The 24,658-nt window shown below is 68.9% G+C and carries 27 protein-coding genes; 11 read left to right on the top strand and 16 right to left on the bottom strand.

Annotated features, from left to right (window positions below; all coding sequences use genetic code 11):
- Window positions 1-78 precede the first annotated feature (78 nt).
- Complete coding sequence (locus MU852_RS15745) at window positions 79-1,758, top strand: DEAD/DEAH box helicase (RefSeq protein ID WP_430641160.1); 1,680 nt, start codon at window positions 79-81, stop codon at window positions 1,756-1,758.
- Complete coding sequence (locus tag MU852_RS15740; RefSeq protein WP_249750344.1) at window positions 1,688-2,752, top strand: GGDEF domain-containing protein; 1,065 nt, start codon at window positions 1,688-1,690, stop codon at window positions 2,750-2,752. The genes MU852_RS15745 and MU852_RS15740 overlap by 71 nt, the downstream gene beginning before the upstream one ends.
- A 1-nt stretch (window position 2,753) precedes the next feature.
- Here the strand turns inward: MU852_RS15740 and MU852_RS15735 are convergent, their stop codons facing one another.
- The 9 genes from MU852_RS15735 to MU852_RS15695 form a co-directional block, all read right to left on the bottom strand.
- On the bottom strand, window positions 2,754-3,107 hold the full coding sequence (locus MU852_RS15735; RefSeq protein WP_249750343.1) for a TfoX/Sxy family protein: 354 nt from the start codon (window positions 3,105-3,107) through the stop codon (window positions 2,754-2,756).
- 1 nt (window position 3,108) lies between these two features.
- Complete coding sequence (locus MU852_RS15730; RefSeq protein ID WP_249750342.1) at window positions 3,109-3,498, bottom strand: HesB/IscA family protein; 390 nt, start codon at window positions 3,496-3,498, stop codon at window positions 3,109-3,111.
- Window positions 3,499-3,514: 16 nt separating this feature from the next.
- The gene (locus tag MU852_RS15725; RefSeq protein WP_201216881.1) at window positions 3,515-3,904 is read right to left on the bottom strand and encodes an SUF system Fe-S cluster assembly protein; all 390 of its coding nucleotides are present in this window, start codon (window positions 3,902-3,904) and stop codon (window positions 3,515-3,517) included.
- 6 nt (window positions 3,905-3,910) lie between these two features.
- On the bottom strand, window positions 3,911-5,107 hold the full coding sequence (locus MU852_RS15720; protein ID WP_249750341.1) for an aminotransferase class V-fold PLP-dependent enzyme: 1,197 nt from the start codon (window positions 5,105-5,107) through the stop codon (window positions 3,911-3,913).
- Between the two features lie 19 nt (window positions 5,108-5,126).
- Window positions 5,127-6,149: a Fe-S cluster assembly protein SufD gene (gene sufD, locus MU852_RS15715; RefSeq protein ID WP_249750340.1), complete on the bottom strand. Its 1,023-nt coding sequence runs from the start codon at window positions 6,147-6,149 to the stop codon at window positions 5,127-5,129.
- Between the two features lie 144 nt (window positions 6,150-6,293).
- Window positions 6,294-7,043, bottom strand: a complete 750-nt coding sequence (sufC, locus tag MU852_RS15710) for a Fe-S cluster assembly ATPase SufC (RefSeq protein WP_249750339.1) — start codon at window positions 7,041-7,043, stop codon at window positions 6,294-6,296.
- 88 nt (window positions 7,044-7,131) lie between these two features.
- Complete coding sequence (gene sufB / locus MU852_RS15705) at window positions 7,132-8,598, bottom strand: Fe-S cluster assembly protein SufB (protein ID WP_249750338.1); 1,467 nt, start codon at window positions 8,596-8,598, stop codon at window positions 7,132-7,134.
- Window positions 8,598-9,737, bottom strand: coding sequence for a cysteine desulfurase family protein (locus MU852_RS15700; protein WP_249750337.1), 1,140 nt, complete (start codon window positions 9,735-9,737; stop codon window positions 8,598-8,600). Before MU852_RS15700 ends, sufB begins: the two co-directional genes overlap by 1 nt.
- Entirely contained in the window at window positions 9,734-10,225 is a 492-nt protein-coding gene (locus MU852_RS15695; RefSeq protein ID WP_249750336.1) for an Rrf2 family transcriptional regulator, read from the bottom strand. The genes MU852_RS15700 and MU852_RS15695 overlap by 4 nt, the downstream gene beginning before the upstream one ends.
- 156 nt (window positions 10,226-10,381) lie before the next feature.
- On the opposite strand from MU852_RS15695, the gene MU852_RS15690 reads away from it, so the two are divergent.
- Genes MU852_RS15690 through MU852_RS15675 form a run of 4 tightly spaced genes read left to right on the top strand, consistent with a single transcriptional unit; the run spans window position 10,382 to window position 13,050 of the window.
- A complete protein-coding gene (locus MU852_RS15690; protein WP_249750335.1) occupies window positions 10,382-11,032 on the top strand; it encodes an alpha/beta hydrolase in 651 nt (216 codons plus the stop codon).
- Window positions 11,033-11,085: 53 nt separating this feature from the next.
- Complete coding sequence (locus MU852_RS15685; RefSeq protein WP_249750334.1) at window positions 11,086-11,325, top strand: type II toxin-antitoxin system Phd/YefM family antitoxin; 240 nt, start codon at window positions 11,086-11,088, stop codon at window positions 11,323-11,325.
- Window positions 11,325-11,762: a type II toxin-antitoxin system VapC family toxin gene (locus tag MU852_RS15680; protein ID WP_249750333.1), complete on the top strand. Its 438-nt coding sequence runs from the start codon at window positions 11,325-11,327 to the stop codon at window positions 11,760-11,762. Before MU852_RS15685 ends, MU852_RS15680 begins: the two co-directional genes overlap by 1 nt.
- Before the next feature lie 13 nt (window positions 11,763-11,775).
- Window positions 11,776-13,050 carry an NAD(P)/FAD-dependent oxidoreductase gene (locus MU852_RS15675; RefSeq protein ID WP_249750332.1) on the top strand — a complete coding sequence of 425 codons (1,275 nt, stop codon included), beginning with the start codon at window positions 11,776-11,778 and terminating at the stop codon, window positions 13,048-13,050.
- Window positions 13,051-13,100: 50 nt separating this feature from the next.
- Here MU852_RS15675 and ahpF read toward each other — a convergent pair whose 3' ends face one another.
- The 5 genes from ahpF to MU852_RS15650 form a co-directional block, all read right to left on the bottom strand.
- Window positions 13,101-14,687, bottom strand: a complete 1,587-nt coding sequence (ahpF, locus tag MU852_RS15670) for an alkyl hydroperoxide reductase subunit F (RefSeq protein ID WP_249750331.1) — start codon at window positions 14,685-14,687, stop codon at window positions 13,101-13,103.
- Window positions 14,688-14,878: 191 nt separating this feature from the next.
- On the bottom strand, window positions 14,879-15,442 hold the full coding sequence (gene ahpC / locus MU852_RS15665) for an alkyl hydroperoxide reductase subunit C (protein WP_249750330.1): 564 nt from the start codon (window positions 15,440-15,442) through the stop codon (window positions 14,879-14,881).
- A 197-nt stretch (window positions 15,443-15,639) separates the two neighbouring features.
- Window positions 15,640-16,320: a DUF6624 domain-containing protein gene (locus MU852_RS15660; protein WP_249750329.1), complete on the bottom strand. Its 681-nt coding sequence runs from the start codon at window positions 16,318-16,320 to the stop codon at window positions 15,640-15,642.
- 59 nt (window positions 16,321-16,379) lie between these two features.
- Window positions 16,380-17,579, bottom strand: coding sequence for an exo-beta-N-acetylmuramidase NamZ family protein (locus tag MU852_RS15655; RefSeq protein ID WP_249750328.1), 1,200 nt, complete (start codon window positions 17,577-17,579; stop codon window positions 16,380-16,382).
- Window positions 17,576-18,085: a DOMON-like domain-containing protein gene (locus tag MU852_RS15650; RefSeq protein ID WP_249750327.1), complete on the bottom strand. Its 510-nt coding sequence runs from the start codon at window positions 18,083-18,085 to the stop codon at window positions 17,576-17,578. Before MU852_RS15650 ends, MU852_RS15655 begins: the two co-directional genes overlap by 4 nt.
- A gap of 330 nt (window positions 18,086-18,415) precedes the next feature.
- On the opposite strand from MU852_RS15650, the gene tyrS reads away from it, so the two are divergent.
- From tyrS to MU852_RS15635, 3 genes are all read left to right on the top strand, one after another.
- Entirely contained in the window at window positions 18,416-19,672 is a 1,257-nt protein-coding gene (gene tyrS, locus MU852_RS15645; RefSeq protein WP_249750326.1) for a tyrosine--tRNA ligase, read from the top strand.
- Window positions 19,673-19,690: 18 nt separating this feature from the next.
- Window positions 19,691-20,152, top strand: coding sequence for a peroxiredoxin (locus MU852_RS15640; RefSeq protein ID WP_249750325.1), 462 nt, complete (start codon window positions 19,691-19,693; stop codon window positions 20,150-20,152).
- A 113-nt stretch (window positions 20,153-20,265) separates the two neighbouring features.
- Window positions 20,266-20,808, top strand: coding sequence for a bactofilin family protein (locus tag MU852_RS15635; RefSeq protein ID WP_249750324.1), 543 nt, complete (start codon window positions 20,266-20,268; stop codon window positions 20,806-20,808).
- A 36-nt stretch (window positions 20,809-20,844) separates the two neighbouring features.
- On the opposite strand, the gene prfB is transcribed toward MU852_RS15635, so the two are convergent.
- Both prfB and pdxH read right to left on the bottom strand, forming a co-directional pair.
- Window positions 20,845-21,967 (bottom strand): peptide chain release factor 2 gene (gene prfB, locus MU852_RS15630; RefSeq protein ID WP_249750323.1). Its coding sequence is split into 2 segments (ribosomal slippage): window positions 20,845-21,897 and window positions 21,899-21,967, totalling 1,122 coding nucleotides; the frame shifts between segments, so codons are not numbered across the junction.
- Between the two features lie 75 nt (window positions 21,968-22,042).
- A complete protein-coding gene (pdxH, locus tag MU852_RS15625; protein WP_249750322.1) occupies window positions 22,043-22,717 on the bottom strand; it encodes a pyridoxamine 5'-phosphate oxidase in 675 nt (224 codons plus the stop codon).
- Between the two features lie 109 nt (window positions 22,718-22,826).
- Here pdxH and MU852_RS15620 point away from each other — a divergent pair, with 109 nt between their 5' ends.
- Together MU852_RS15620 and aroC are read left to right on the top strand one after the other, a co-directional pair.
- A complete protein-coding gene (locus MU852_RS15620; protein WP_249750321.1) occupies window positions 22,827-23,561 on the top strand; it encodes a J domain-containing protein in 735 nt (244 codons plus the stop codon).
- A gap of 8 nt (window positions 23,562-23,569) precedes the next feature.
- Window positions 23,570-24,655 carry a chorismate synthase gene (aroC, locus tag MU852_RS15615; RefSeq protein ID WP_249750320.1) on the top strand — a complete coding sequence of 362 codons (1,086 nt, stop codon included), beginning with the start codon at window positions 23,570-23,572 and terminating at the stop codon, window positions 24,653-24,655.
- Window positions 24,656-24,658 lie beyond the last annotated feature (3 nt).

Below are 24,658 nucleotides of genomic sequence, written 5' to 3'. Positions count from 1 at the left end.
ATCCGCGCCGCCCGCTCGCCCACAGAGGGGCGGTTCCGTCGCTGCTATGCACGCAGACGCTTTCTCTCCCAAGGATTCATGACCGAATTTTCCCAACTGGGCCTTTCGCCCACGACCCTTCAGGCCGTCGCCGCCACCGGCTACACCACCGCCACCCCCATCCAGGAGCAGGCTATTCCGGTCGCCCTGGCCGGCCGCGACGTTCTGGGCATCGCCCAGACCGGCACCGGCAAGACGGCGGCCTTCACCCTGCCCCTGGTCGAGCGTCTGGCCTCGGGCCGCGCCCGCGCCCGGATGCCGCGCGCCATCGTCCTGGCCCCCACCCGCGAACTGGCCGACCAGGTCGCCGAGAGCTTCGGCAAATACGCCAAGGGCACCAAGCTGAACTGGGTGCTGCTGATCGGCGGCGTCTCGATGGGCGACCAGGTCGCGGCGCTGAACAAGGGCGTGGACGTCCTGATCGCCACTCCCGGCCGCCTGCTGGACCTGTTCGAACGGGGCAAGATGCTGCTGACGGGCGTCGAGATCATGGTCGTCGACGAGGCCGACCGGATGCTCGACATGGGCTTCATCCCGGACATCGAGCGTATCTTCAAGCTGACGCCGCCGCGGCGCCAGACCCTGTTCTTCTCGGCCACCATGCCGCCCGAGATCACGCGCCTGACCACCGCCTTCCTCAAGGATCCGACCCGGATCGAGGTCTCGCGCCCGGCCCAGACGGCCGACACCATCACCCAGTATCTGGTGCGCATCCCCACCAGCGATCCCAAGGCCAAGCGCACGGCCCTGCGCGCCCTGATCGAACGGGCCGACGTCAAGAACGGCATCGTCTTCTGCAACCGCAAGTCCGAAGTCGATATCGTGGCCAAGTCGCTGCAGAAGCACGGTATCGACGCCGCCCCGATCCACGGCGATCTGGACCAGTCCTACCGCATGAAGACCCTGGCGGCCTTCCGCGCCGGGGAGCTGAAGATCCTGGTCGCCTCCGACGTCGCCGCGCGCGGCCTGGACATTCCCGACGTCAGCCACGTCTTCAACTACGACGTCGCCCACCACGCCGACGATTACGTCCACCGCATCGGCCGCACCGGCCGCGCGGGCCGCACCGGCGAGGCCTTCATGATCGTCACTCCGGCCGACGACAAGTCGCTGGACAAGGTGCTGAAGCTCATCAAGAAAACGCCCGAGGAACTGGTCCTCGACGGCATCGACTTCAGCGAGATTCACGATCGTCCGCGCGATGATCGCAAGCCCGCCCGGGGACGCGAGCGCACCCGCGGCGGACGTTCGCGCGTCGCGGACTCCGCGCCGGCGGCCGTCGAGGCCACGCCCGCTCCCGTCGAAACCGTCGAGGCCGCGGCGGATGACAAGCCCGCCCGTTCGCGCAGCCGCCGCAAGAAGGCCGAGCCGGTCGCGGAAATTCCGGTGGCCGAGACGCCGGTTTCCGTCGTCGATCCGATGGAGCCCCAGCTGCTTCAGTCCGATCGTCGCGGCGAGCCCCGCCCGACCCGGTCCGAGCCCCCCGCCAGGGCGGCGTGCGCGGCTTCGGGGACGACATCCCGGCCTTCCTGCGCCGTCCGGTCGTGGTTCCGGCCTGAGCCGGGTCGCCGTTTAACCCGGCGTTACGGAACATCCCGTAGTCTTTTCCCTCGACGGACCTCGGCGCGGGGTCCTTTGGGGGAAGCGGATGTCCAATCAAGTCGAAACGGCGGTGCGAGGCCCCCAGGCCTATGCCTTGGCGCGCGACGTCATCGATGAGATGGAAAAGGCCCGCGTGTGGCCGACGCCCCTGAACTTCGAGATCTGGCTGCACTATCTCGGCGATCCCGACGGCGCGCTGGGCCGCGAAATTCGTCGGATGCTGGCCGAGAACCTGCCGATCACCGAGGAGACCTCGGAGATGCTGGCCGCCGAATTCCTGCCGCGCGGCCGCCTGTCCGACGAGATTCGCGACGCCGGCGCCGTGCTCGACCGCGAACTGGCCAGCGTCGCCTCCGCCATCGCCCGCGCCCACAAGACCCAGTCCGACTACGGCCAGACCCTGGCGGGCGCGTCGGACTCCATCGACACGGCCACGGACGGCGACGCCCTGAAGACGGTGATCGGCGGCCTCTCCACCGCCACGCGCAAGGTTCGGCGCGAAACCGCCGCCCTTGAAAAGCGCCTGGAGGCCTCCAACAACGAAGTCGCCCGCCTGCGCGACCATCTGGAACAGGTCCGTCGCGACGCCATGACGGACGCCCTGACCAACCTGGCCAACCGCAAGGCCTTCGACGAACGCCTGGCCGAGGTCTGCGCCGAGGGTCAGAAGGCGCCGCTGACCCTGGCCCTGCTCGACATCGACCATTTCAAGCGTTTCAACGACACCTGGGGCCATCAGACGGGGGATCAGGTGCTGCGCTACGTCTCCACCGTCCTGTCGCGCGTCTGCGTCGGCCAACGCTTCGCCGCCCGCTTCGGCGGCGAGGAATTCGCCATCATCTTCCCGGGCGAGAGCGCGGGCGCCGTGATGGCCGCGCTGGAAAGCATCCGTCAGGAAGTCGCCTCCCGCTCGCTGCGGCGTCGGTCGACGAACGACGAGCTGGGCGCCGTCACCCTGTCCGCCGGCTTCGCCGAGCGCCGGCCGGACGAGCCCTGCGCGGCCCTGCTGGAACGCGCCGACGCCGCCCTCTACGCCTCCAAGCGCGCGGGCCGCAACCGCATCACCGGCGCCCCGGCCGTCGACCGCGCCCCCGGCCAACGCGCCGCCTGACTCAGGCCCTGGTCCGGCGCGACGCCGCCGTCCTCAACGCGACCTCCAGCGACCGCCGCGCCCAGGCCAGCGCTTCGTCGGGGTCGTCCAGGACGCTGTCGGGCAGGGTCCAGTATCCCATGCTCATCGACCGCCCGTCCTTCGTCGGATAGGTGAACTGGCGGCTGCCCGCCTCTCGCAACGCCGGCGCCAGCGCCTGGTCCGCCTTCAGCCACACCACGCCGGCGTCCAGCAGGGCGAACATCACGCCGGACGCATAGACGCCGGCCCCGCCGAACATCCGCTTGATCTCCAGCGGTCCCAGCCCCTCGAAATGTTCGCGGACCCATTCGCCGAAGTCCGCGTCATAGGCCATGTCAGGCGCTGGCGGCCGGCACGATGGTGACGCTTTCGCCGCAGCCGCAGGCGTCGGTCTGGTTCGGATTGTTGAACACGAATTTGGAGGCCAGCCGGGTCGTCTCGTAGTCGATCTCGGTGCCGATCAGGAACAGCACCGCCTTGGGCTCGATCAGGATGGTGACGCCCTTGTCCTCGACCACCTCGTCCATCGGCCCGATCTCGTCGGCGTAGGCGAAGGTGTATTCCTGCCCCGCGCAGCCGCCGTTCTTGACCCCGATCCGCAGGCCGATGTGGTCGTTCTCGGCGTTGTCCAGGATCTCGCGCACCCGCTCGGCGGCGGCGTCGGTCAGGGTGACGGCCTTGGGGCGCGGCCGGCGCGGGCGGGATGTGGTCTGCAGGTCGGTCATGGTCGGAACCTGTCCATCAGAACATATTCAGGGCCAGCTTGGCCTCGTCGCTCATCTTGGAGGCGTCCCACGGCGGGTCGAACACCAGGTTGGCCTTGGCGCTGCGCACGCCCGGCACCTTCTCCACCGCCGTCTCGACCCAGCCGGGCATCTCGCCCGCCACCGGACAGCCCGGCGCGGTCAGGGTCATGTCCACCACCACGTCGCGGTCGTCGCTGACATCCACGCGGTAGATCAGCCCCAGCTCATAGATGTCGACAGGGATTTCCGGATCATAGACCGTCTTCAGCGCCTCGATCAGGTCCTCGGTCAGCGTGTCCAGCTCGGCCTGCGACAGGGCGCTCTTCTGGGGTTCGTCCCAGGCGGCCTTGAAGGCGTCGTTGTCCTGAATCGCGTCGTCGGTCATGGGGCCTTACACAAAGAAGTTCCGCGCCTTGATCAGCGCGTCCACGAAGGCGTCGGCGTCCTCCACGGTGTTATATAGGGCGAAGGAGGCGCGCGTGCTCGACGTCACCCCCATTCTTTTGGCCAGCGGCTCGGCGCAATGCGTGCCCGCCCGCACCGCCACGCCGTAGCGATCCATGATCTGGGCCACGTCATGGGCGTGCGCGCCCTCGACGGCGAAAGTCAGGATGGCGCCCTTGCCCTCCGCCTGCCCCAGGATCCGCAGCCAGTCCTGCTCCGCCAGCCGGTCGGCCGCGCGCCGGTACAGGGCGTGCTCGTGCGCCTGCACCGCCGCCCGGTCGTACTGCGCCAGCCAGTCCAGCGCGACGCCCAGGCCGATGGCTTCCAGGATCGGCGGGGTGCCGGCCTCGAACCGATGCGGCGGGGCGGCATAGGTGACGCGGTCCTTCTCGACCACGCCGATCATCTCGCCGCCCCCCTGATAGGGCGGCAGCGCCTCCAGCGCCTCGGCCTTGCCGTACAGGGCGCCGATGCCGGTCGGGGCGAACAGCTTGTGGCCCGTCAAAACATAGAAGTCGCAGCCGATCGCCTGCACGTCCGGCGCCGCATGGACCGCGCCCTGACAGCCGTCGACCAGCACCTGCGCGCCCGCCGCATGGGCCAGTCGGGTGATCTCCGCGACCGGATTGATCGTCCCCAGCACGTTCGACATATGGGTGACCGCGACCATCCGCGTCCTGGGCCCCAGCAGGTCCGCATAGGCGGCCATGTCCAGCGAGCCGTCGTCCAGGACCGGGATCCACTTCAGCACCGCCCCGCGCCGCTCGCGCAGCAGATGCCACGGCACGATGTTGGAGTGATGCTCCATCTCAGAGATGATGATCTCGTCGCCCGGCTGGATCGACAGGCCCAGGCCGTTGGCGACCAGGTTGATCGCCTCGGTCCCGCCCTTGGTCCAGACGACCTGTTCCGGCGTCTCGGCGTTCAGGAAGCGGGCCACGATCTCGCGCGCCTTTTCGAACGCCTCGGTCGCCTCGTTCGACAGGGTGTGCAGCCCGCGGTGGACGTTGGCGTAGCCGCCCTCCATCGTCGCGACCAGGGCGTCGATCACCGCACGCGGCTTCTGGGCCGAGGCGGCGTTGTCCAGATAGACCAGCGGCTTGCCATTCACCTGTCGCGACAGGATCGGAAACTGCACCCGCACGGCGTAGGATCGAACAGGGTCACAGGCGCGCCGTCAGCCATTCCCGCACCACCTCTCGCGCGCCTTCGTGCTCGATCCGGTCGACGACCTCGATCAGGAAGGCCTGGGTCAGCAGGGCGCGGGCCTCGTCGGCCGGAACGCCGCGCTGCTGCATGTAGAACAGGGCGCTTTCGTCCAGCGCCCCCACCGTATTGCCGTGCGCGCACTGCACGTCGTCGGCGTAGATGATCAGTTCCGGCTTGGCGTCGATCTCGGCCCGCTCGCTGGCGATCAGGGCATGGTGCCCCATCCGCGCGTCGGTCCCGTCCGCCCCGCGCTCGACCACGATCTTGCCCTGGAAGACGCCGCGCGCCGCATCGCGCGCCACGCCCTTGATCAGCTGGCTGGTCGTGCCGTCCCGGTCCAGGTGGCGCACCACGCTCGTCAGGTCCGCCTGGCGTGCGCCGTTCAGCAGATACAGGCCGTCCGCCTGCACGTGCGCGCCGCGCGCGTGATGGTCGACCCGCGTCTCCACCCGTTGCAGCCTGGCGCCGGTGGCGATCACGGTCTGACGGAACACCCCGCCCGCCTCGACCTTGACCTGGGCCTGGGCGATCGACAGCGCGTCCTCGGGCTCCTCGACCAGGACGATGCGCGTCACCTCGGCGCCGGCCGCCACGTCCAGCTCCAGGGTGTTGTGCGCCACATAGGCCGAGCCCGCGCCCTCGTGCGTCTCCAGCAGCAGCAGCCGGGCGCCCGCCCGCGCGGCCACCCGGGCGCCGGCCGAATGCCCGGTGCCCACGGCGTCCGAGATGTAGCGCAGCCGCAGCGTCTGGTCGCCCGAGGCGATGAAGTCGGTCACGCCCACCGCGCGTCCGTTGGCGAAGACGATCGCCTCCCCGCCCAGGTCGTAGAACGGCCCCGGCGCGCCGATCGCCGCCGTCGGCGACGGCTGCGGCGCTTCGCGAAGATAACGCTTCAGGTCACTGTATTTCCACGCCTCCGTCCGCCGTGACGGAAAGGTCGAGGCGTCCGCCAGGTCGATATCGAACAGCGCGCTCATCCGATCCTCCCCGTTCACGGGGGAGGGGGACCATCCGAAGGATGGTGGAGGGGGCGGACCCGAAGCCGGTGTCTGGGGTCGCCCCCTCCACCGCTTCGCGGTCCCCCTCCCCCGCTGCGCTTCGCTTGCTGGGGAGGATCATCGTCAAGCCGCCGCCGGAAGGTATTTGTCATAGCCTTCCGCCTCCAGCTGCAACGCCAGCTCCGGCCCGCCCGACGCCACGATCCGACCCGCGGCCAGAACGTGCACCCGGTCCGGTTTGATGTAGTCCAGCAGGCGCTGGTAGTGGGTGATGACCAGCATCGACCGCTCGGGCGACCGCAGGGCGTTCACCCCGTCGGCGACGATGCGCAGGGCGTCGATGTCCAGGCCCGAATCCGTCTCGTCCAGGATCAGCAGCGACGGCTCAAGCAGCGCCATCTGCAGGATCTCCATCCGCTTCTTCTCGCCGCCCGAGAAGCCGACGTTCAGCGGCCGCTTCAGCATGTCGAAGTCCATCTTCAGCGCCTTGGACGCCGCCTTGACCAGCTTCAGGAACTCGGGCGCCGACACCTCCTCCTCGCCGCGCGCGCGGCGCTGAGCGTTCAGCGCCGTCCGCACGAAGGTCAGGGCCGGCACGCCGGGGATCTCGATCGGATACTGGAACGACAGAAACACGCCCTTGGCCGCCCGCTCGGCCGGATCCAGGTCCAGCAGGTCCGCGCCGTTCCATTCGACGGACCCTTCGGTCGCCTCATAGCCCGGCCGTCCCGACAGGGCGTAGCCCAGCGTCGACTTGCCCGCCCCGTTCGGCCCCATGACGGCGTGCACCTCGCCGGCGGGAACATCGAGCGTCAGCCCCTTGAGGATCGGCTTGTCGCCGACGGAAACGTGGAGGTTGGAGATAGAGAGCATTGTCATTCTTCGTTCAAGGGAGCGCGGACCTCCAGGTCCGCAGTCGATGGCGAGGCGGACCTGGAGGTCCGCGCTCCGGTCGGCGTCATCACCCCACGCTTCCCTCCAGGCTGATCGCCACCAGCTTCTGCGCCTCGACGGCGAATTCCATCGGCAGTTCCTGCAGCACGTCGCGGACGAAGCCGTTGACCAGCAGGGCCACCGCCTCCTCCTCGCTCAGCCCGCGCTGCTGGGCGTAGAACAGCTGGTCGTCCGACAGGCGCGTCGTCGTCGCCTCATGCTCCAGCTGGGCCGAGCCGTTGCGCGCCTCGATATAGGGGATGGTGTGCGAGCCGCAGTCCTTGCCGATCAGCAGGCTGTCGCACTGGGTGAAGTTGCGTACGCCCGTCGCCTTCGGATGCACCGAGACCAGGCCGCGATAGGTCGAATCCGACTTCCCCGCCGACACCGCCTTGGCGATGATCCGCGACTTCGAATTCCTGCCCAGATGGATCATCTTGGTGCCAGTGTCGGCCTGCTGATGTCCGTTGGTGATGGCGATGGAATAGAACTCCCCCGAGCTCTCCTCGCCCTTCAGGATGCACGACGGATATTTCCAGGTGACGGCCGAGCCCGTCTCCACCTGCGTCCACGACACCTTCGACCGGTCGCCCCGGCAGTCGGCCCGCTTGGTGACGAAGTTGTAGATGCCGCCCCGCCCTTCGGCGTCGCCCGGATACCAGTTCTGGACCGTCGAATATTTCACCTCGGCGTCGTCCAGCGCCACGATCTCGACCACCGCCGCATGCAGCTGGTTCTCGTCGCGCATCGGCGCCGTGCAGCCTTCCAGGTAGCTCACATAGCTGCCCTTGTCGGCGATGATCAGCGTCCGTTCGAACTGGCCCGTCTGGCTGGCGTTGATCCGGAAATAGGTCGACAGTTCCATCGGGCAGCGCACGCCCGGCGGAATGTAGACGAACGACCCGTCCGAAAAGACCGCGCTGTTCAGCGCCGCGAAATAGTTGTCCGAGACCGGAACCACCGACCCCAGATATTGCCGCACCAGATCAGGATATTCGCGCAAGGCCTCGGAAATGGGCATGAAAATCACGCCCGCCTTGGCCAGCTCCTCCTTGAAGGTGGTGACCACCGACACGCTGTCGAACACGGCGTCCACGGCCACGCGCGGCGCGCCCTCGACGCCCGCCAGCACCTCCTGCTCCTTCAGCGGGATGCCCAGCTTCTCATAGACGGCCAGCAGTTCGGGATCGACCTCGTCCAGGCTTTTCGGCCCCTCCTTCTTCTTGGGCGCGGCGTAGTAGAACAAGTCCTGGTAATCGACCGGCGCGTATTTCACCGCCGCCCAGGTCGGCTCCTCCATCGCCTGCCAGCGCTCATAGGCGGCCAGACGCCATTCCAACATCCACTCCGGCTCGCCCTTCTTCTCGGAGATGAAGCGCACGATGTCGGCGTTCAGGCCCTTGGGCGCGAACTCCTGTTCCACGTCGGAGGTGAAGCCGTACTTGTACCGCTCCAGCTCGGCGACGGCGTCGATGGTTTCCTTGACGGCGGCCATCAGGCGACCTCTCTCACGCGCGCGGCGGCGCGTGCCTTGTGCTTGTCATACGCGGCGACCCAGGCGTCGGCGAACCGCGCCCAGTCGCCCTCGGTCGTGCCCCAGCCGCCGGAGACGCGCACGCCCCCGGTCGCCAGCGCGTCCAGCCCCATGGCGCTGATGGTCTTGGACGGCTTGACCTTGCCCGACGAACAGGCCGATCCCGCCGACACCATGACCCCGGCCAGGTCCAGGGTGATCAACTGTTGAGGGCTGTCCCAGCCCTCGACCGCCATGAACAGGGTGTTGGGCAGGCGGTCGGCGCCTTCGCCGATGATGGTCGCCCCGGCCGTCTTCACCCGGGTCTGGGCGGCGTCGCGCCAGGCGGCGTGAGATCCCATGGCTTCCAGGTCACGCACGGCGCAGTCGGCGGCCACGCCGAAGCCGACGATGCCCGGCACGTTCTCGGTGCCCGCGCGCAGCCCGCGCTCCTGACCCGCGCCGTGTAGGATGCGAACGCCCGACACGCCTTCCTTGAAGACCAGGGCGCCCACGCCCTGCGGCCCGCCCAGCTTGTGCGCCGACAGGGTCAGGCTGTCGGCGTCCAGCGTCCGAATATCGACCGGAATCTTCCCCGCCGACTGGATGGCGTCGACATGCAGCCAGCCGCCCGCCGCGCGCACCAGACGCGCCGCCTTGGCGATCGGCTGGATCACGCCGCTCTCGTTGTTGGCGTGATGGATGGCGACCACGGCGCGTCCCGGCCGCTTCAGCGCCGCGTCCAGCCAGTCCAGGTCGATCACGCCCTTGGCGTCGACGGGCAGAACCTCGACCGGCGCGCCGGCGTTCGCCGCCGTCTCGGCCACGCACGGATGTTCGGTCGCGGACACGATCAGCCTTTCGCCGCCCGCCGCCAGGGCGCTGGCGACGCCTTGCGCGTTCGCCTCGGTCCCGCCGCTGACGAACACCACCGCCGTCGGGTCCGCCCCGACCAGTTCGGCGACCTGGGCCCGCGCCGTCTCGACCCGCGCCCGCGCGCGCCGCCCGGCCGCATGGACCGCCGACGGATTGCCGTTGTCGGCCAGGGCCCGGGTCATGGCCTCCAGCACCTCGGACCGCACCAGGCCCGAGGCGTTGTAATCCAGATAGATCGCGCTCATGCCGCCACCCCCACGGCCGCGCCGTCGTCGGCCGACAGGGCCGCGCGACGCCGCGCGCCGGTCCGCCGCATCACCACGTCCTCCAGCGACACGCCGGCCAGATAGCGGTGGATCTCGTCGCCCAGGTCTTCCCACAGGTCGTGGGTGATGCAGCGCTCGCCGCCCAGCATGCAGCCCTTGGGCGTGCCGTGCGCCACGCAGCGGGTTGCGCGGATCGGTTCGTCCACCGCCAGCACGATCTCGGCCACCACCGTCTCGTGCGCGCCCTTGGCCAGCCGATAGCCGCCGCCCGGCCCGCGCACGCTGCGCACCAGCCCGCTCTTTCTCAGACGGGCGAACAGCTGCTCCAGATAGCTCAGCGAAATTTCCTGGCGCGCGGCGATCTCGGCCAGCGATACGGCCCGGCCTTCGCCGCCGTCGCCGCGCCCGTTCTTGGCCAGATCGGCCATCGCCATCACGGCGTATCGTCCCTTGGTCGACAGACGCATCGCGCACCCTCAAAAATTGCGCTTTTCGGGGCTCCTGTGCTAGAACCCGCGCCTTCGCAAAGGCGGCGGCGCGCCGGAGGGACTTAGAAAGTCCTACCCTGGCGGTCAAGTATTACGCAGCCGCGAAATGACAGTTGAACGGATTGCAGAGCCGACATGCCTGAAGTCATCCTGCCCGGCGCGGCCGGCCGCATCGAAGGCCGCTATTCTCCCGGCAAGCGCCCCAATGCGCCGATCGCCCTGATCCTGCACCCGCACCCCAAGGCCGGCGGGCACATGAACAATCCGGTGACCGTGACCCTGCACCAGCTGTTCCAGCAGCGCGGCTTCGCCACCCTGCGCTACAATTCCCGCGGCGTGGGCAAGTCGCAGGGCGAGTTCGATTCGGGCATCGGCGAACTGGCCGACGCGGCGACGGCCCTGGACTGGCTTCAGGCCAACAATCCCGCCGCCACCCAGACCTGGGTCGCCGGCTATCAGTTCGGGGCCTACATCGGCATGCAGCTGCTGATGCGCCGGCCCGAGACGGACGGCTTCATCTCGGTCTCGCCGCCGTCGAACATGTACGATTTCAGCTTCCTGGCCCCCTGCCCGGCGTCCGGCCTGTTCCTGCACGGCACGGCCGACACCATCGTTCCGCCGGTCGAGGTCGAGCGTGTGGTCAACAAGCTGCGGACCCAGAAGGGCATCGTCATCGACTACGAACTGGAAGAAGGCGCCAGCCACTTCTGGCAGGACCACCTCGCCGCCGTCGATCGCCGCGTCGGCGCCTATCTGGACAAGCGTCTGGAAGAGAACCCGGCGTAGAGCCTGTATCGGGATCGTGCTAAACTGACCAACCAACTGGTCAGGAAGCGATCGTGGAACGCATCAATCTCGCCGACGCCAAGGCGCACTTGAGCGAACTGGTCACCCGCGCCTCCAACGGCGAGGAGATCGAGATCGTCCGGCGCGGTAAATCTGTCGCCCGTCTCCTGCCGCCTGAAAAGCCTCGCAAACCCTTCGATTGGGACGAGCTGGAGCGGGTGACCAGCGCCATGACCCCTCAGCCCGAAAGCGCAGGCGACTTCATGCGCAAGCTCCGCGACAGCGGCTATTGATGCACTATCTCGATGCGTCGGTCCTCGTCGCCGCCGTCACCGAAGAGATAAGCCGCAAAGCGGTCCAGAACTGGCTACGGCCGCGAGAGGACGATCTCGCATTCAGCCATTGGACCTTGACGGAAGTCGCCTCCGCCCTGTCCATCAAACTGCGGACGGGCCAGATCGACGAACATGCGAAGGCGGCGAGCGCCCGGCAGCTTGAAGAGATGCGAAACACCTTCCTCGTTTCCACCCCGATCGATGAAACCCACTTCTTCGCGGCTCGTAAATTCGCCGACAAGCATGAGACCGGCCTGCGCGCCGGAGACGCCCTTCATGTGGCGATCGCCGCCGATTTCGACATGACGCTCGTTACGCTCGACAAACGTATGGCGGCTGGCGCGGCCATGCTGGGCGTCAATGCCGTTCTGCTTCCAATCGCTCCCGGCTCGTGATCGGGGATCTCTGATGCAGCACGACATCGTCATCATCGGCGGCGGCGCCGGCGGGCTTGAGCTGGCCGCCCGTCTGGGCCGTCGCTTCGGCCCGCGAGAGGGACGCCGCCGCGTCCTGCTGATCGACCGCTCCATCTTCCACCTGTGGAAGCCCAGCCTGCACGAGGTCGCCGCCGGTTCGCTGGACAGCCACCAGGAGGGCCTGTCCTATCCCGTCCTGGCGCGCCGCAATCACTTCAGGTTCGCCTTCGGCGACCTGACCGGCCTCGACCCCGAGGCGAAGACAATCTCCCTGGCGGAAATCCGCGACGGCGACGGCCAGGTGCTGGTCGCGCCGCGCACCCTTTCCTACCGCACCCTGGTCCTGGCGACCGGCAGCGGCTCCAACCTGTTCGACACCCCCGGCGCGGCCGAACACGCGCACCTGCTGGAAGACGTCGCCGACGCGGAAGGATTCAACCGCCGCCTGACCTCGGCCTTCCTCGCCGCCGCCTATTCGGACGAGCGGACGCTGAACATCGCCATCGTCGGCGCCGGGGCCACCGGCGTGGAGCTGTCCACCGAACTGATCGAGGGCCACGACGAACTGTCCGCCGGACTGACGCCCGACCAGCGCTTCGACCTGAACGTGACCATCGTCGAGGCCGCGCCGCGCATCCTGGGCGGCCTGCCCGAGCGCGTTTCCGACAAGGCGGCCCGCGCGCTGGAGGCCAAGGGCGTGCGCCTGCTCACCGACGCGCAGGTCCAGGCCGTCCATCCCGACCGTCTCGACACCAGCCGGGGCCCGGTCCCCGCCGACCTGATCGTCTGGGCCGCCGGGGTGAAGGCGGACGACCGCAATCGCGCCTTCGGCCTGAAGACCGGCCGCCTGAACCAGTTCGTCGTCGACGACCGCCTGCGGACCTCCGCCCCAGACATCTACGCCCTGGGCGATTGCGCCGAGGCGCCCGGCCCCGACGGCCGCCCCGTCCCCGCCCGCGCCCAGGCGGCGGCGCAGCAGGCCGCCTATCTTGCGAAGGCCCTATCCGACCCGGCGCGCGATCCCGGTCCCTACGTCTATCGCGACAAGGGCTCGCTGGTGTCGCTGGGCGACGACAAGGGCGTCGGCTCCCTGATGGGCGGCCTGGGCGGTCCTGACTTCCTGATCGAGGGCCTGCTGGCCAAATGGGCCTACATGGCCCTGCACCTCGACCACCACCGCGCCATCATCGGCGTGCGCCGCACGGCCCTTCTGGCCCTCTCGCGCCTGCTCCACCGCCGCGTCTCCGGACGGCTGAAGCTGCATTGAGCCCGCCTTCCGCTCATCCCGGCGAAAGCCGGAATGAGCGGAAACGAAACTTAAGCCGCCTCCGTCGCCTCTTCGGCCGGGACGGTGCGGATCAGGTAGTCGAAGGCCGACAGGCCGGCCTTGGAGCCCTCGCCCATGGCGATGACGATCTGCTTGTAGGGCACGGTCGTGGCGTCGCCCGCCGCGAACACGCCCGGCTGGGACGTCTCGCCGCGATGATCGACCTCGATCTCGCCGCGCGGGGTCAGGGCCACCGCCCCGTGCAGCCATTCGGTGTTCGGGACCAGGCCGATCTGGACGAACACGCCTTCCAGCTGGACCTCGTGCACGGCGTCCGAGTTGCGGTCCTTGTAGACCAGGCCGTTCACCTTCTCCCCGTCGCCTAGCACCTGGGTCGTCAGGGCCGAGGTGACGATCCTGACGTTCGGCAGGGTCGCCAGCTTCCTTTGCAGCACGGCGTCGGCCCGCAGTTCGCTGTCGAACTCGATCAGGGTGACATGGGCCACGATGCCGGCCAGGTCGATGGCCGCCTCGACGCCCGAGTTGCCGCCGCCGATCACCGCCACCCGCTTGCCCTTGAACAGCGGCCCGTCGCAGTGCGGGCAATAGGCCACGCCCTTGTTCCGGTACTGGTCCTCGCCCGGCACGTTCATCTGCCGCCAGCGCGCGCCGGTCGACAGGATCACGGTGCGCGCCTTCAGGCTGGCGCCGTTCTCCAGCTGGACCTCGTGCAGCCCGCCCGGAACCTTGGCCGGGATTAGACGCGACGCCCGCTGCAGGTTCATGATGTCCACTTCATACTCGCGGACGTGCTGCTCCAGCTGGGCGGCCAGCCTGGGCCCCTCGGTGTGGGGCACGGAGATGAAGTTCTCGATCGCCATGGTGTCCAGCACCTGGCCGCCGAAGCGCTCGGCCGCCACGCCGGTGCGGATGCCCTTGCGCGCGGTGTAGATGGCCGCCGCCGCGCCGGCCGGACCGCCGCCGACCACCAGCACGTCGAACGGGTCCTTGGCCTTGATCTTCTCGGCCGCCTTGGCCTCGGCGCCGCTGTCGATCCGGGCGACGATCTGCTCCAGCTCCATCCGGCCCTGCCCGAACAGTTCGCCGTTCAGGAAGACCGTCGGCACGGCCATGATCTTGCGTTCCTCGACCTCGTCCTTGAACAGGCCGCCCTCGATCGCGACGTGCTTGATGCGCGGGTTGATGACGCTCATCAGGTTCAGGGCCTGCACCACGTCGGGGCAGTTCTGGCACGACAGCGAGAAATAGGTCTCGAACAGATAGTCGCCGTCCAGGTCCTTGACCTGCTGGATCACCTCCTGCGCCGCCTTGGACGGATGGCCGCCGACGTGCAGCAGGGCCAGCACCAGCGAGGTGAACTCGTGGCCCAGCGGGATGCCGGCGAAGCGCACGCCGATGTCCGTTCCCTTGCGGCGGATCAGGAAGCTGGGCTGGCGCACGTCGTCGAAGTCGCGGCCCATCTCCACCTTGCCGTGCGAGACCGAGACGATGTCCTCCAGCAGGGCCTTCAGCTCCTGCGACTTCGGGCCGGCGCCCAGCGAGGCGACCAGCTCGACCGGATGCACGATGTTCTTCAGATAGCCTTCCAGCTGGGTTTTCAGATTGGCGTCGAGCATCGGGATCCTCACAAAATCTCGGGTGGAACGCGCCGTCCTCCAGCCGCTGCGGGCGAGGACCGGACGCAAAAAGGCCGCGGGGACGGAAACACTACATGCACCCCGCGGCCTCTGCGGACGCCCGGCGGACCGGGCGCCGTGAACCGGCGGCGAAAACGCGACGCGCCGCCGGTCTGTCTGGGTCGTCGGGCTTAGATCTTGCCGACCAGGTCCAGCGACGGGGCCAGGGTGGCTTCACCCTCTTCCCACTTGGCCGGGCAGACTTCGCCGGGGTGCGAACGCACATACTGGGCGGCCTTGACCTTGCGCAGCAGTTCCGAGGCGTTGCGGCCCACGCCTTCCGAGGTGATCTCCATGAACTGGATCACGCCGTCCGGATCGACCAGGAAGGTCGCGCGGTCGGCCAGGCCCACGCCCGGACGCATCACGTCGAAGTTGTTGGTGATCGTGCCCGACTGGTCGCCGACCATGTAGTAGTCGATCTTGCCGATCGCCGGCGAGGTGTCGTGCCAGGCCTTGTGGCTGAAGTGGGTGTCGGTCGAGACCGAGAACACTTCCACGTCCAGGCCCTGCAGGGTCGGATAGATGCCGGCCAGGTCTTCCAGCTCGGTCGGGCACACGAAGGTGAAGTCGGCCGGATAGAAGAAGAAGACGCCCCACTTGCCCTTCACGTCGGCGTCGGAAATCTCGACGAACTTGCCCTGCTTGTAGGCGGTGGCCGTGAACGGCTTGATGGTCGTGTTGATGAGGGCCATGCGAAATCCATAGGCTGGAAGTGATTGGGGAGGAGGTCCTTCTAACCGACTCGAACGGATAAGCCCAATCACTTATTTGCAGATGCACAATAAACTGCGTTTATACAAAAAAGCGCAGGATGTTCAGAGACAACGATCCGCCGGACAGGCCCTTTGGCACGCCGCCGCCCTCCGTCGCTTCGCGATCGCAGCAAATCTTAGGCGCAGGGCGCCGAAGCGGCGAACCGCGCCTCGTACTCCGCCATCGTCCATCGGAAGCCCATCTCGCGGCGGCGCGTCTCCACACGCTCGGGCTCTTCCAGATTCTCGACCACCCATCGCCCGTCGCGGCAGGTCATTTGGGTTCCATAGCGCTGCGGGCGGCCCTCGCTGACGGCCAGGCGGTCGTACATCAGGCCATATTCCTCTCCGTCCACCTCGCCTCTCGCCACCAGCGGCTCCAACACCGGCACGAACCGTCGCCAGTGCTCGGCCCCGGAATGCTGTACGATCAGGAAGGCCGAGCCCGCAGCCTGCTCGCCATACCGGCTCTTCAGGAACCAACCCTCCGGCGGAACCATGGTCAGCAGTTCCGCCATCAGGGCGCGGTCATTCTCGCCCAGCACGCGCCAGATCGCCGCGCGCGCGGCCGACCGCTCCTCGGGCGGCAGGCGGCTGTAGTCCACGCTGTTCAGCGCATGGCGGCCAGCCTGATCCAGCACGCCCATGCGCTCCAACCGCTCGCGGTCGCTGGCCGCCGGGGCCAGCGCGGCCTGACGCGCCTTCTCGGTCTCCAGCGCCTGGACGACCGGCTTGATCGCTTCCCGAGCCTCGACACTCAAACCGTCCGGATTCGGTTGGCTCATCGAGAGAACCACCGCCATCGCCAAACCCAGCATCACGCCTCCTCCGCACAGGCCGGCGATCCATCGTCGCATCATCCCGAATGCCCCGCTGTTCAGTACAGCAGATGGGGACGCCGAATCTCAATCCAAGATTGCTCGTCCGACAAGGCTGGCGCGTCCAGGTCCCCCGCGCCGCCCCCGTCGTCGACCCATTCGCGCAGCCCCGGCCCGCCGTTGATGGTGTCGATCGGCAGCCGCCCGAAGGCGTACTCATACGGAAAGTCGCGCCACAGGTCGTAATCCGGATACAGCCGCCGGATCGCCTTGAACCCGAGCGCCTGCACCCGCCACGGCCGGAACGCCGCATGGTCGTAATGCGGTCCCTCGACGTGGATCTGCACGCCGCTGCACAGTTGGCCGACATGCTTGTGGAAGGTCGGCTGGAACCAGCATTCGCGCAGCACGCACCCCGTCAGCCACTCCGGCGCCAGCGCCTGCATCTCGAAGATGACCGCCCGCGCGTCGATGTCCGGCGCCCCGAACAGCTCCAGCGGCCGCGTCGTCCCCCGCCCTTCCGACAGGGTCGCCCCCTCCAGCATCACCGTGCCGGCATAAGTCCTGGCCATGCTCAGGTTCGGCGCGTTCGGACTGGGATTGACCCAGGCCCGCTCGAGCAGCGGCCAGCCGTACCCCGGCCCCTCGTCCGGCCGCCAGCCCTCCATCTCCACCACGCGGTAGTCGACATCCAGCTTGAAGCGGTCGACGAACCACAGGCCCAGTTCCCCCATGGTCATGCCATGCCGCATCGGCATCGGCCCGGCCCCGACGAAGCTCTCGAACCCCGGCTTCAGCGTCATGCCCTCGACCGGCCGTCCCGCCGGATTGGGCCGGTCCAGCACCCACACCGCCTTGCCGTGCTTCGCCGCCGCCTCCAGCACATAGAGCAGCGTCGTGACGTAGGTGTAGATGCGGCACCCCAGGTCCTGCAGGTCGATCAGGATGACGTCGAACGTCTCCATCCACGCGTCCTTCGGCCGCCGCACCTCGCCGTACAGGCTGAACACCGGAAAGCCGTGGACCGGATCGCGATAGTCCGGGCTCTCCATCATATTGTCCTGCAGGTCGCCCTTCATCCCGTGCTGCGGCCCGAAGGCGGCGCTCAGCGTGATCTCGGGACAGGCGGCCAGGGCGTCGATGGCGTGCGTCAGGTCCTTCGTCACCGACGCCGGATGCGCCAGCAGCGCCACGCGCCGCCCCTTCAACTGCGCGCGCAGGGCGTCGTCGGACAGCAGGCGATCGAGGCCGAAATTCATGTCAGGTCCAGCGCGAGGGAATCGGAATGATGAAAGTCCGGCTTATCCGACGGATGGGTCAGCGCCCAGTACAGGATCGACCCGTCCAGCCGCTCGATCACCGCCGTCAGGCCCACCGCCCCCGTCGCATCGTCCGGCAGTTGCACGTCGACCGTCAGCACGAACCGCCCCGGCGCCGTCCGCGTGACGATGAAGGGCGCCGGAACCGCCAGGTTGCGCATCCCCGCGCGATAGCCGTCGAAGCCATAGGCCGCCCACGCCCCCGACGGCGACAGATTGTATTCGACATAGCCCCCGGCCGTCCGCGCGAACGCCTCGAAACAGGTGGTCCGCCACAACTCGTCCGTATGCGCCCGCGCCGCCGGTTGGGGCCACCGCACCGTTTCCACCGCCCCGCCCAGCGTATATTCCAGGCTCAGCCCCCGGCCCTCTCGCCGCGCCTCGACCTCCAGCGTCAGGCCGTGCACGGCGGCGGTGGTCGGGTGCGGGATCAGGGGCAGACGCATCCGCCACTGGTATCGCACGCGGACGCCGGGTCAAAGTCGGCTCGACGGTGCCTTGCGCCGTCGCACGCGCATTGCCTCCCGCTTTTCCTTTGAAAAACAACGACGGCGCGGCTCGATCAGCCAATCGACCTCGCACCCCTCGGGGCTGGTGTATGATGCGGGCCCCTTGGTCGGCCGCAGCCGCGCACCGACCAGGGGTATGCGCCTACCGGATTTCACACGATTCACACTATTCACACTGTGTTTTTCGCCCTGACCATCGCCCGTCCGTCGCGCTTGTCCCCCGAAGGGGAAGACGACCGAGGGCAAGCCTGCTAACGACCCACCGCCATGACAGACCCAGCCTTCAAGTCCGACTTCCTCCGCACCATGCAGGCGCGGGGATACATCCATCAGATCACCCACCCGGCCGAGCTCGATCAGGCGGCGGCCTCGGGCGTGGTCACGGGCTATATCGGCTTCGACGCCACGGCGCCGTCGCTGCACGTGGGCCACCTGATCCAGATCATGCTGCTGCGGCGTCTCCAGCAGCAGGCCGGACACAAGCCCATCGTCCTGATGGGCGGCGGCACCACCAAGGTCGGCGACCCCTCCTTCAAGGACACCCAGCGCCCCCTGCTGACCGAGGCGCGGATCGCCGAGAACATCGCCGGCATCAAGGGCGTGTTCGAGAAGTTCCTGACCTTCGGCGACGGCCCGTCCGACGCCATCATGGTCGACAACGACGAGTGGCTGTCGAAACTGGGCTATCTGGAGTTCCTGCGCGACTACGGCACGCACTTCACCGTCAACCGGATGCTGAGCTTCGATTCCGTCAAGCTGCGCCTGGAGCGCGAGCAGCCTCTGACCTTCCTCGAATTCAACTATATGCTGATGCAGGCGACCGACTTCCTGGAGCTGAACCGCCGCTATGGCTGCGCGCTCCAGATGGGCGGATCGGATCAGTGGGGCAACATCATCAACGGCGTCGAACTGACCCGCAAGGTGGACCAGAAGGCCGCCTTCGGCCTGACCACGCCGCTGCTCTCGACCGCCTCGGGCCAGAAGATGGGCAAGACCGTGGGCGGCGCCGTCTGGCTGAACGCCGACGCCCTGTCGCCCTATGACTACTGGCAATATTGGCGCAACACCGAGGACGGCGACGTGGGCCGTTTCATGCGCCTGTTCACCGATCTGTCGGACGCCGAGATCGCCGGCTACGAGGCGCTGGAAGGCGCGGCCATCAACGACGCCAAGAAGGCCCTGGCCGACGCCGCCACCGCCATGCTGCACGGCGCCGACGAAGCCGCCAAGGCCCGCGCCGCCGCCGAAACCGCCTTCGAAAAGGGCCAGGTCTCGGCCGATCTGCCGACCGTCGAACTGCCCGCTTCCGAGGTTTACGGCGCCATGATCGCCGCTGTCGTGACCAAGGCCGGCCTGACCGCCTCGAACGGCGAGGCCCGCCGCCTGGCCCAGGGCGGCGGCCTGCGCCTGAACGATGTGGCCGTGTCCGACGGCGCGCAGCTGCTGAGCGAGGCGGACGTCGCCGACGGCGTGATCAAGCTGGCCGCGGGCAAGAAGAAGATCGTGCTGGTGCGCCCCGTTTAACCCGCTCGGAGATGTGAGATGCCCGAAGTCGGCCGCCCCGCCCCCGCCCTCGACCTGCCGACCGACGGCGGCGGCCGCGTCTCCCTGGCCGCGCTGAAGGGCCGGCCCGTGGTGGTCTATTTCTATCCCAAGGCCGACACCCCCGGCTGCACCAACGAGGGCAAGGACTTCTCCGCCCTGCTGGACGACTTCGCGGCGCTGGATGCGACCGTCGTCGCCGTGTCCAAGGATCCCGTGAAGAAACTCGACCGCTTCAAGGCCAAGCACGACCTCAAGGTCGTCCTGGCCTCCGACGAAGCCGGCGCCGCGTGCGAGGCCTGGGGCGTCTGGGTCCAGAAGAGGCTCTACGGCCGCGAATACATGGGGATCGAGCGCGCGACCTTCCTGGTCGGGCCGGACGGGAACATCGTCCGGGCCTGGCGCAATGTCCGCGTCCCCGGCCATGCCGAGGCCGTGCTGGCGGCCCTCAAGGCTCCGTGATCGGCGAGCGGGGTTCGAAAGCGGTGCTTGACGTTCGCCCTCCCCGCCCCCTAAATCGCGTCCGAGGGCTTTGGGGTAAGGGCCGGCCTTGGCTGGCAGATGCGGAGCGCACCATGTTCACCAAGAGCAAACCCAACGACAGCGGCGGCATGGGCATTCCCCCCGCCCCGGACCCCCAGCCTGCGGCTCCTAACCCGGCTCCGGCGCCCGCAGCGGCCGCGCCCGTCGCCCGCGCGCCCGAACCGGCCCGCCCCGCGGCCGCGCCGCGCTCCACCAGCCTGTCGACCCTGTCGGCGGGCGTGAAGTACGAGGGCAACATCTCCGGCGCCGGCGACCTCCAGATCGAGGGCTCGCTCAAGGGCGACGTCCGCGTCGCCCGCGTCACCATCGGCGAAGGCGGCTCGGTCGAGGGCACGGTCCACGCCGACGTGCTTGACGTGCGCGGCCGGGTCACCGGCGCCATCGTGGCCAAGCAGGTCCGCCTCTACGCCACCTCGCGCGTCGAGGGCGACATCACCCAGGAACAGCTGTCGGTCGAACAGGGCGCCTGGTTCCAGGGCCGCTGCAACCAGGCCAAGCGCGACACGCCCGGCGCGTCGATGCTGGAGCCGCCGGCCGACAAGAAGGCCGACGCCAAGGAAAAGGCCCCGGCCTGATCCGAAAAGGGGCGGTCCGCCGGACCGCCCCTTTCCTTATTCCGCCGTCGATCCGCGCGTCTCGCCGACCCGCGCGGCCAGCGCCGCGCCCATGAACTGGTCCAGGTCGCCGTCCAGGACCCCTTGGGTGTCGGACGTCTCCACCTCGGTCCGCAGGTCCTTGACCATCTGGTACGGCTGCAGGACGTAGGACCGGATCTGGTGGCCCCAGCCGATGTCGGTCTTGGCGTCCGCCAGCGCCTGGGCCGCCGCCTCGCGCTTCTGAAGCTCAAGCTCGTAGAGGCGCGCGCGCAGCATCTTCCAGGCCTGTTCGCGGTTCTGGTGCTGCGACCGCCCGGCCTGGCAGGCCACGACGGTGTTGGTGGGCACGTGCGTCAGGCGCACCGCCGAGTCGGTCTTGTTGATGTGCTGCCCGCCCGCGCCCGAGGCCCGGTAGGTGTCGGTGCGGACGTCCGCCGGGTTGATGTCGATCTCGATCGCGTCGTCCACCACCGGCGACACCCCGATGGAGGCGAAGCTGGTGTGCCGCTTGGCGGCCGCGTCATAGGGGCTGATGCGCACCAGGCGGTGAACGCCCGATTCCGACTTCAGCCAGCCATAGGCGTTGGGGCCCTTCACCTGGATCGTGGCGGACTTGATGCCGGCCTGTTCGCCGCCTTCCTCCGCCTCGATCTCGACCTCATAGCCGTGCGCCTTGGCCCAGCGCGAATACATCCGCAGCAGCATGCCGGCCCAGTCGTTCGACTCGGTGCCGCCCGCGCCGGAGTTGACTTCCAGATAGGCGTCGTTGCCGTCCGCCTCGCCCGACAGCAGGGCTTCCAGCTCGGCGCGCGCGGCGCGGTCCTTGATGGCCTTCAGCTGGGCGCGGGCGTCTTCGAGAGCGGCCTCGTCGCCCTCGTCGTCCGCCATCTCGGCCAGCATGACGCCGTCCTCCAGCCCCTGCTCCATCTCCCTGACGGCGTTGACCTGGCCTTCCAGGCGCGAACGGTCGCGGCTGACGGCCTGGGCCTCGTCGGGGTTGTCCCAAAGGGTCGGGTCCTCGACCCGCGCGTTCAGCTCGTCGAGCTTCCTTAGAGCGACATCCCAGTCAAAGTCGCCTCCTGAGCAGAGCGACGCTCTGCTCGATGTCGGCCTTCATGGCCTCGACATCCGGTCTCATCGCGATCTCCAGCGATACGTAAAGTGAGGGGCGGACATAGAGGCCCCGCGCCGAAAGGGAAAGGGGCGATCCCGATCAGGGCCACAGCCGGGTCTTGCGCCAGCCGTCGCCGTCGCGATCGAACCGCATCCGGTCATGCAGGCGGAACGGCCGGTCGCGCCAGAACTCCACCGACGACGGAACGACGCGCCATCCGCTCCACCGCGCGGGCCGGGGCACGTCCTGGCCGTCGAACCGCGCCGTCTCGCGCGCCACCGCGGCTTCCAGCGCCGCCCGGTCCGGCAGCGGGCGCGACTGGTCCGAGGCCCAGGCGCCGATGCGGCTCTCGCGCGCGCGGCTGGCGAAATAGGCGTCCGCCTCATCGGCCGTGACCGGCTGCACCGCGCCGCGCACCCGGACCTGGCGGCGCAGCGACTTCCAGTGAAAGGTCAGGGCCGCGACCGGCCGGGCGTCCAGCTCCAGCCCCTTGGCGCTCTCGCGGTTCGAGTAGAAGGTGAAGCCGCGCCCGTCGACGTCCTTCAGCAGCACGATCCGCGCGTCCGGCAGGCCCTCGGCGTCGACGGTCGACAGGGTCATGGCGTTGGCGTCGTTGACCTCGTGCGCGCGGGCGTCGGCCAGCCAGTCGACGAACAGGCCGACCGGCTCGGCCCGCTCGAAGGCGGCGTCGTCGCTGTTGGCGGCCAGGGCGGCGGCGTAGTCGCGGGCGTATTCCTCGCGCGACGGGCTGGGCGGGATCACGGGGGCGGTCATGCCGTCGGTCTAGCCCCTTCCCCGCATCGAGGAAATGATGCGGATCAAAGGCGGCTTTCCGCCATCGCGGTTAACCGGCTCTTGACCATGTCGCGCCACAGTCCGGGCCATGCGCGCGTTTCCTTCCGTGTCCGATCCCGCCGTCCGCGACGCCCTGGCGTTGCTGGGCCTGGAGAGTGCGGAGCACGACGCCGCGTCGTTGAAGACGGCCTTCCGCAACGCCGTGAAGACGGCGCGCCCGGATCGGGCCGGCGGCGACGCCGAGCGTTTTCGTCAAGTCATCGCCGCCTATCGGCTGCTGCAGGCGCAGGGTTCGGCGCGGCTGGCCCTGGCCGCGCCGGTGGTGCGCGCCGCCCCGCCGCCCGTCGCGACCCTGACGCCGCGCCAGGCCGTGAACGGCGCCCGGATCGACATTCGGCTGGGCGGCCGTCGCCTGCGCCTTTCCGTTCCCGCCGGGATGCGAACCGGCCAGCATCTGCGCCTGAGGGGCGCGGCCCCCGACGGCGGCGACCTTTACCTGCGCGTCCTGATCCGTCCGGCCGAGGGCCTGTCGGTCATGGGCGACGATCTGTTCATGACCGCCCCGGCCAGCGAGCGCATCCTGGCCGACGGCGGGCGCCTCGAAATCCAGACCCACGCCGGCCTGCGCTCGGCGTGGATCACGCCGGGCTTGCAGTCGCCCGTGCGCCTGAGCCTTCGCGGCCTGGGCCTGCCGGCGCGCGGGTCGCGACCGGCGGGCCGGCTGATCGTCACCCTGGAGCCCTGCGAGGACACGCCGTCCGCGGCCGAGGACCTGCTGATGCGCTTCAACCGGGTCTGGACGCCGGAGCGTCTGGCGGCCTAAGTCGGGCCATGTCGCACAACACCTTCGGCCATCTGTTCCGCGTCACCACCTGGGGCGAAAGCCACGGCCCGGCGATCGGCTGCGTGATCGACGGCTGCCCGCCGCGGATCCCGCTGACCGAGGCCGACATCCAGCCGTGGCTGGACCAGCGGAAACCCGGCGGCTCCCGGTTCGTCACCCAGCGGCAGGAGAGCGACACGGCCCAGATCCTGTCGGGCGTGTTCGACGACGGCGATGGTCCGGTCACCACCGGCACGCCGATCTCGATCCTGATCCGCAACGAGGACCAGCGGTCCAAGGACTATGGCGAGATCGCCCGCGCCTATCGGCCGGGCCACGCGGACTTCGCCTATCAGGCCAAATACGGCGTGCGCGACCATCGCGGCGGCGGGCGGTCGTCGGCGCGCGAGACCGCCAGCCGCGTCGCCGCCGGGGCCGTGGCGCGACGCATCCTGGGCGACGGCGTGCAGATCCGCGCCGGCGTGGTCCAGATCGGCCCGCACCGGATCGCGCCCGAAGCGATCGACTTCGACGCCGTTCCCGGCAACCCGCTGTTCGCCGCCTCGGCCGAGGTCGTGCCGGACTGGGAGGCCTATCTGGACGGCGTCCGCAAGGCCGGCTCCTCCATCGGCGCGGTGGTGGCGCTGGAGGCGACCGGCGTCCCCGCCGGCTGGGGCGCGCCTCTGTATGGCAAGCTGGACGCCGAACTGGCCGCCGCCCTGATGTCCATCAACGCCGCCAAGGGGGTCGAGATCGGCGCGGGCTTCGGCGCGGCGGAACTGTCGGGCGAGGACAACGCCGACGAGATGCGGCTGGACCTGAACAGGCAGCCCGTCTTCCTGTCGAACCAGGCGGGCGGCGTGCTGGGCGGCATCTCGACCGGACAGTCGGTGACGGCGCGGGTGGCGTTCAAGCCCACCTCCTCCATCCTGACGCCGCGCCAGACCATCACCCGCGACGGCGAGGAGACGGACCTGCGCACCAAGGGCCGCCACGACCCGTGCGTCGCTCTGCGCGCCGTGCCGGTGGTGGAGGCGATGGCCGCCTGCGTCCTGGCCGACGCCTTCCTGCGGCATCGCGCCCAGGTCGGCTGAGCC

It is taken from the genome of Brevundimonas albigilva, from assembly GCF_023503965.1.
Lineage (GTDB): Bacteria > Pseudomonadota > Alphaproteobacteria > Caulobacterales > Caulobacteraceae > Brevundimonas > Brevundimonas albigilva.
Note: the sequence above shows the minus strand (reverse complement) of the source record. Positions and strands in the feature narration are given on the sequence as shown.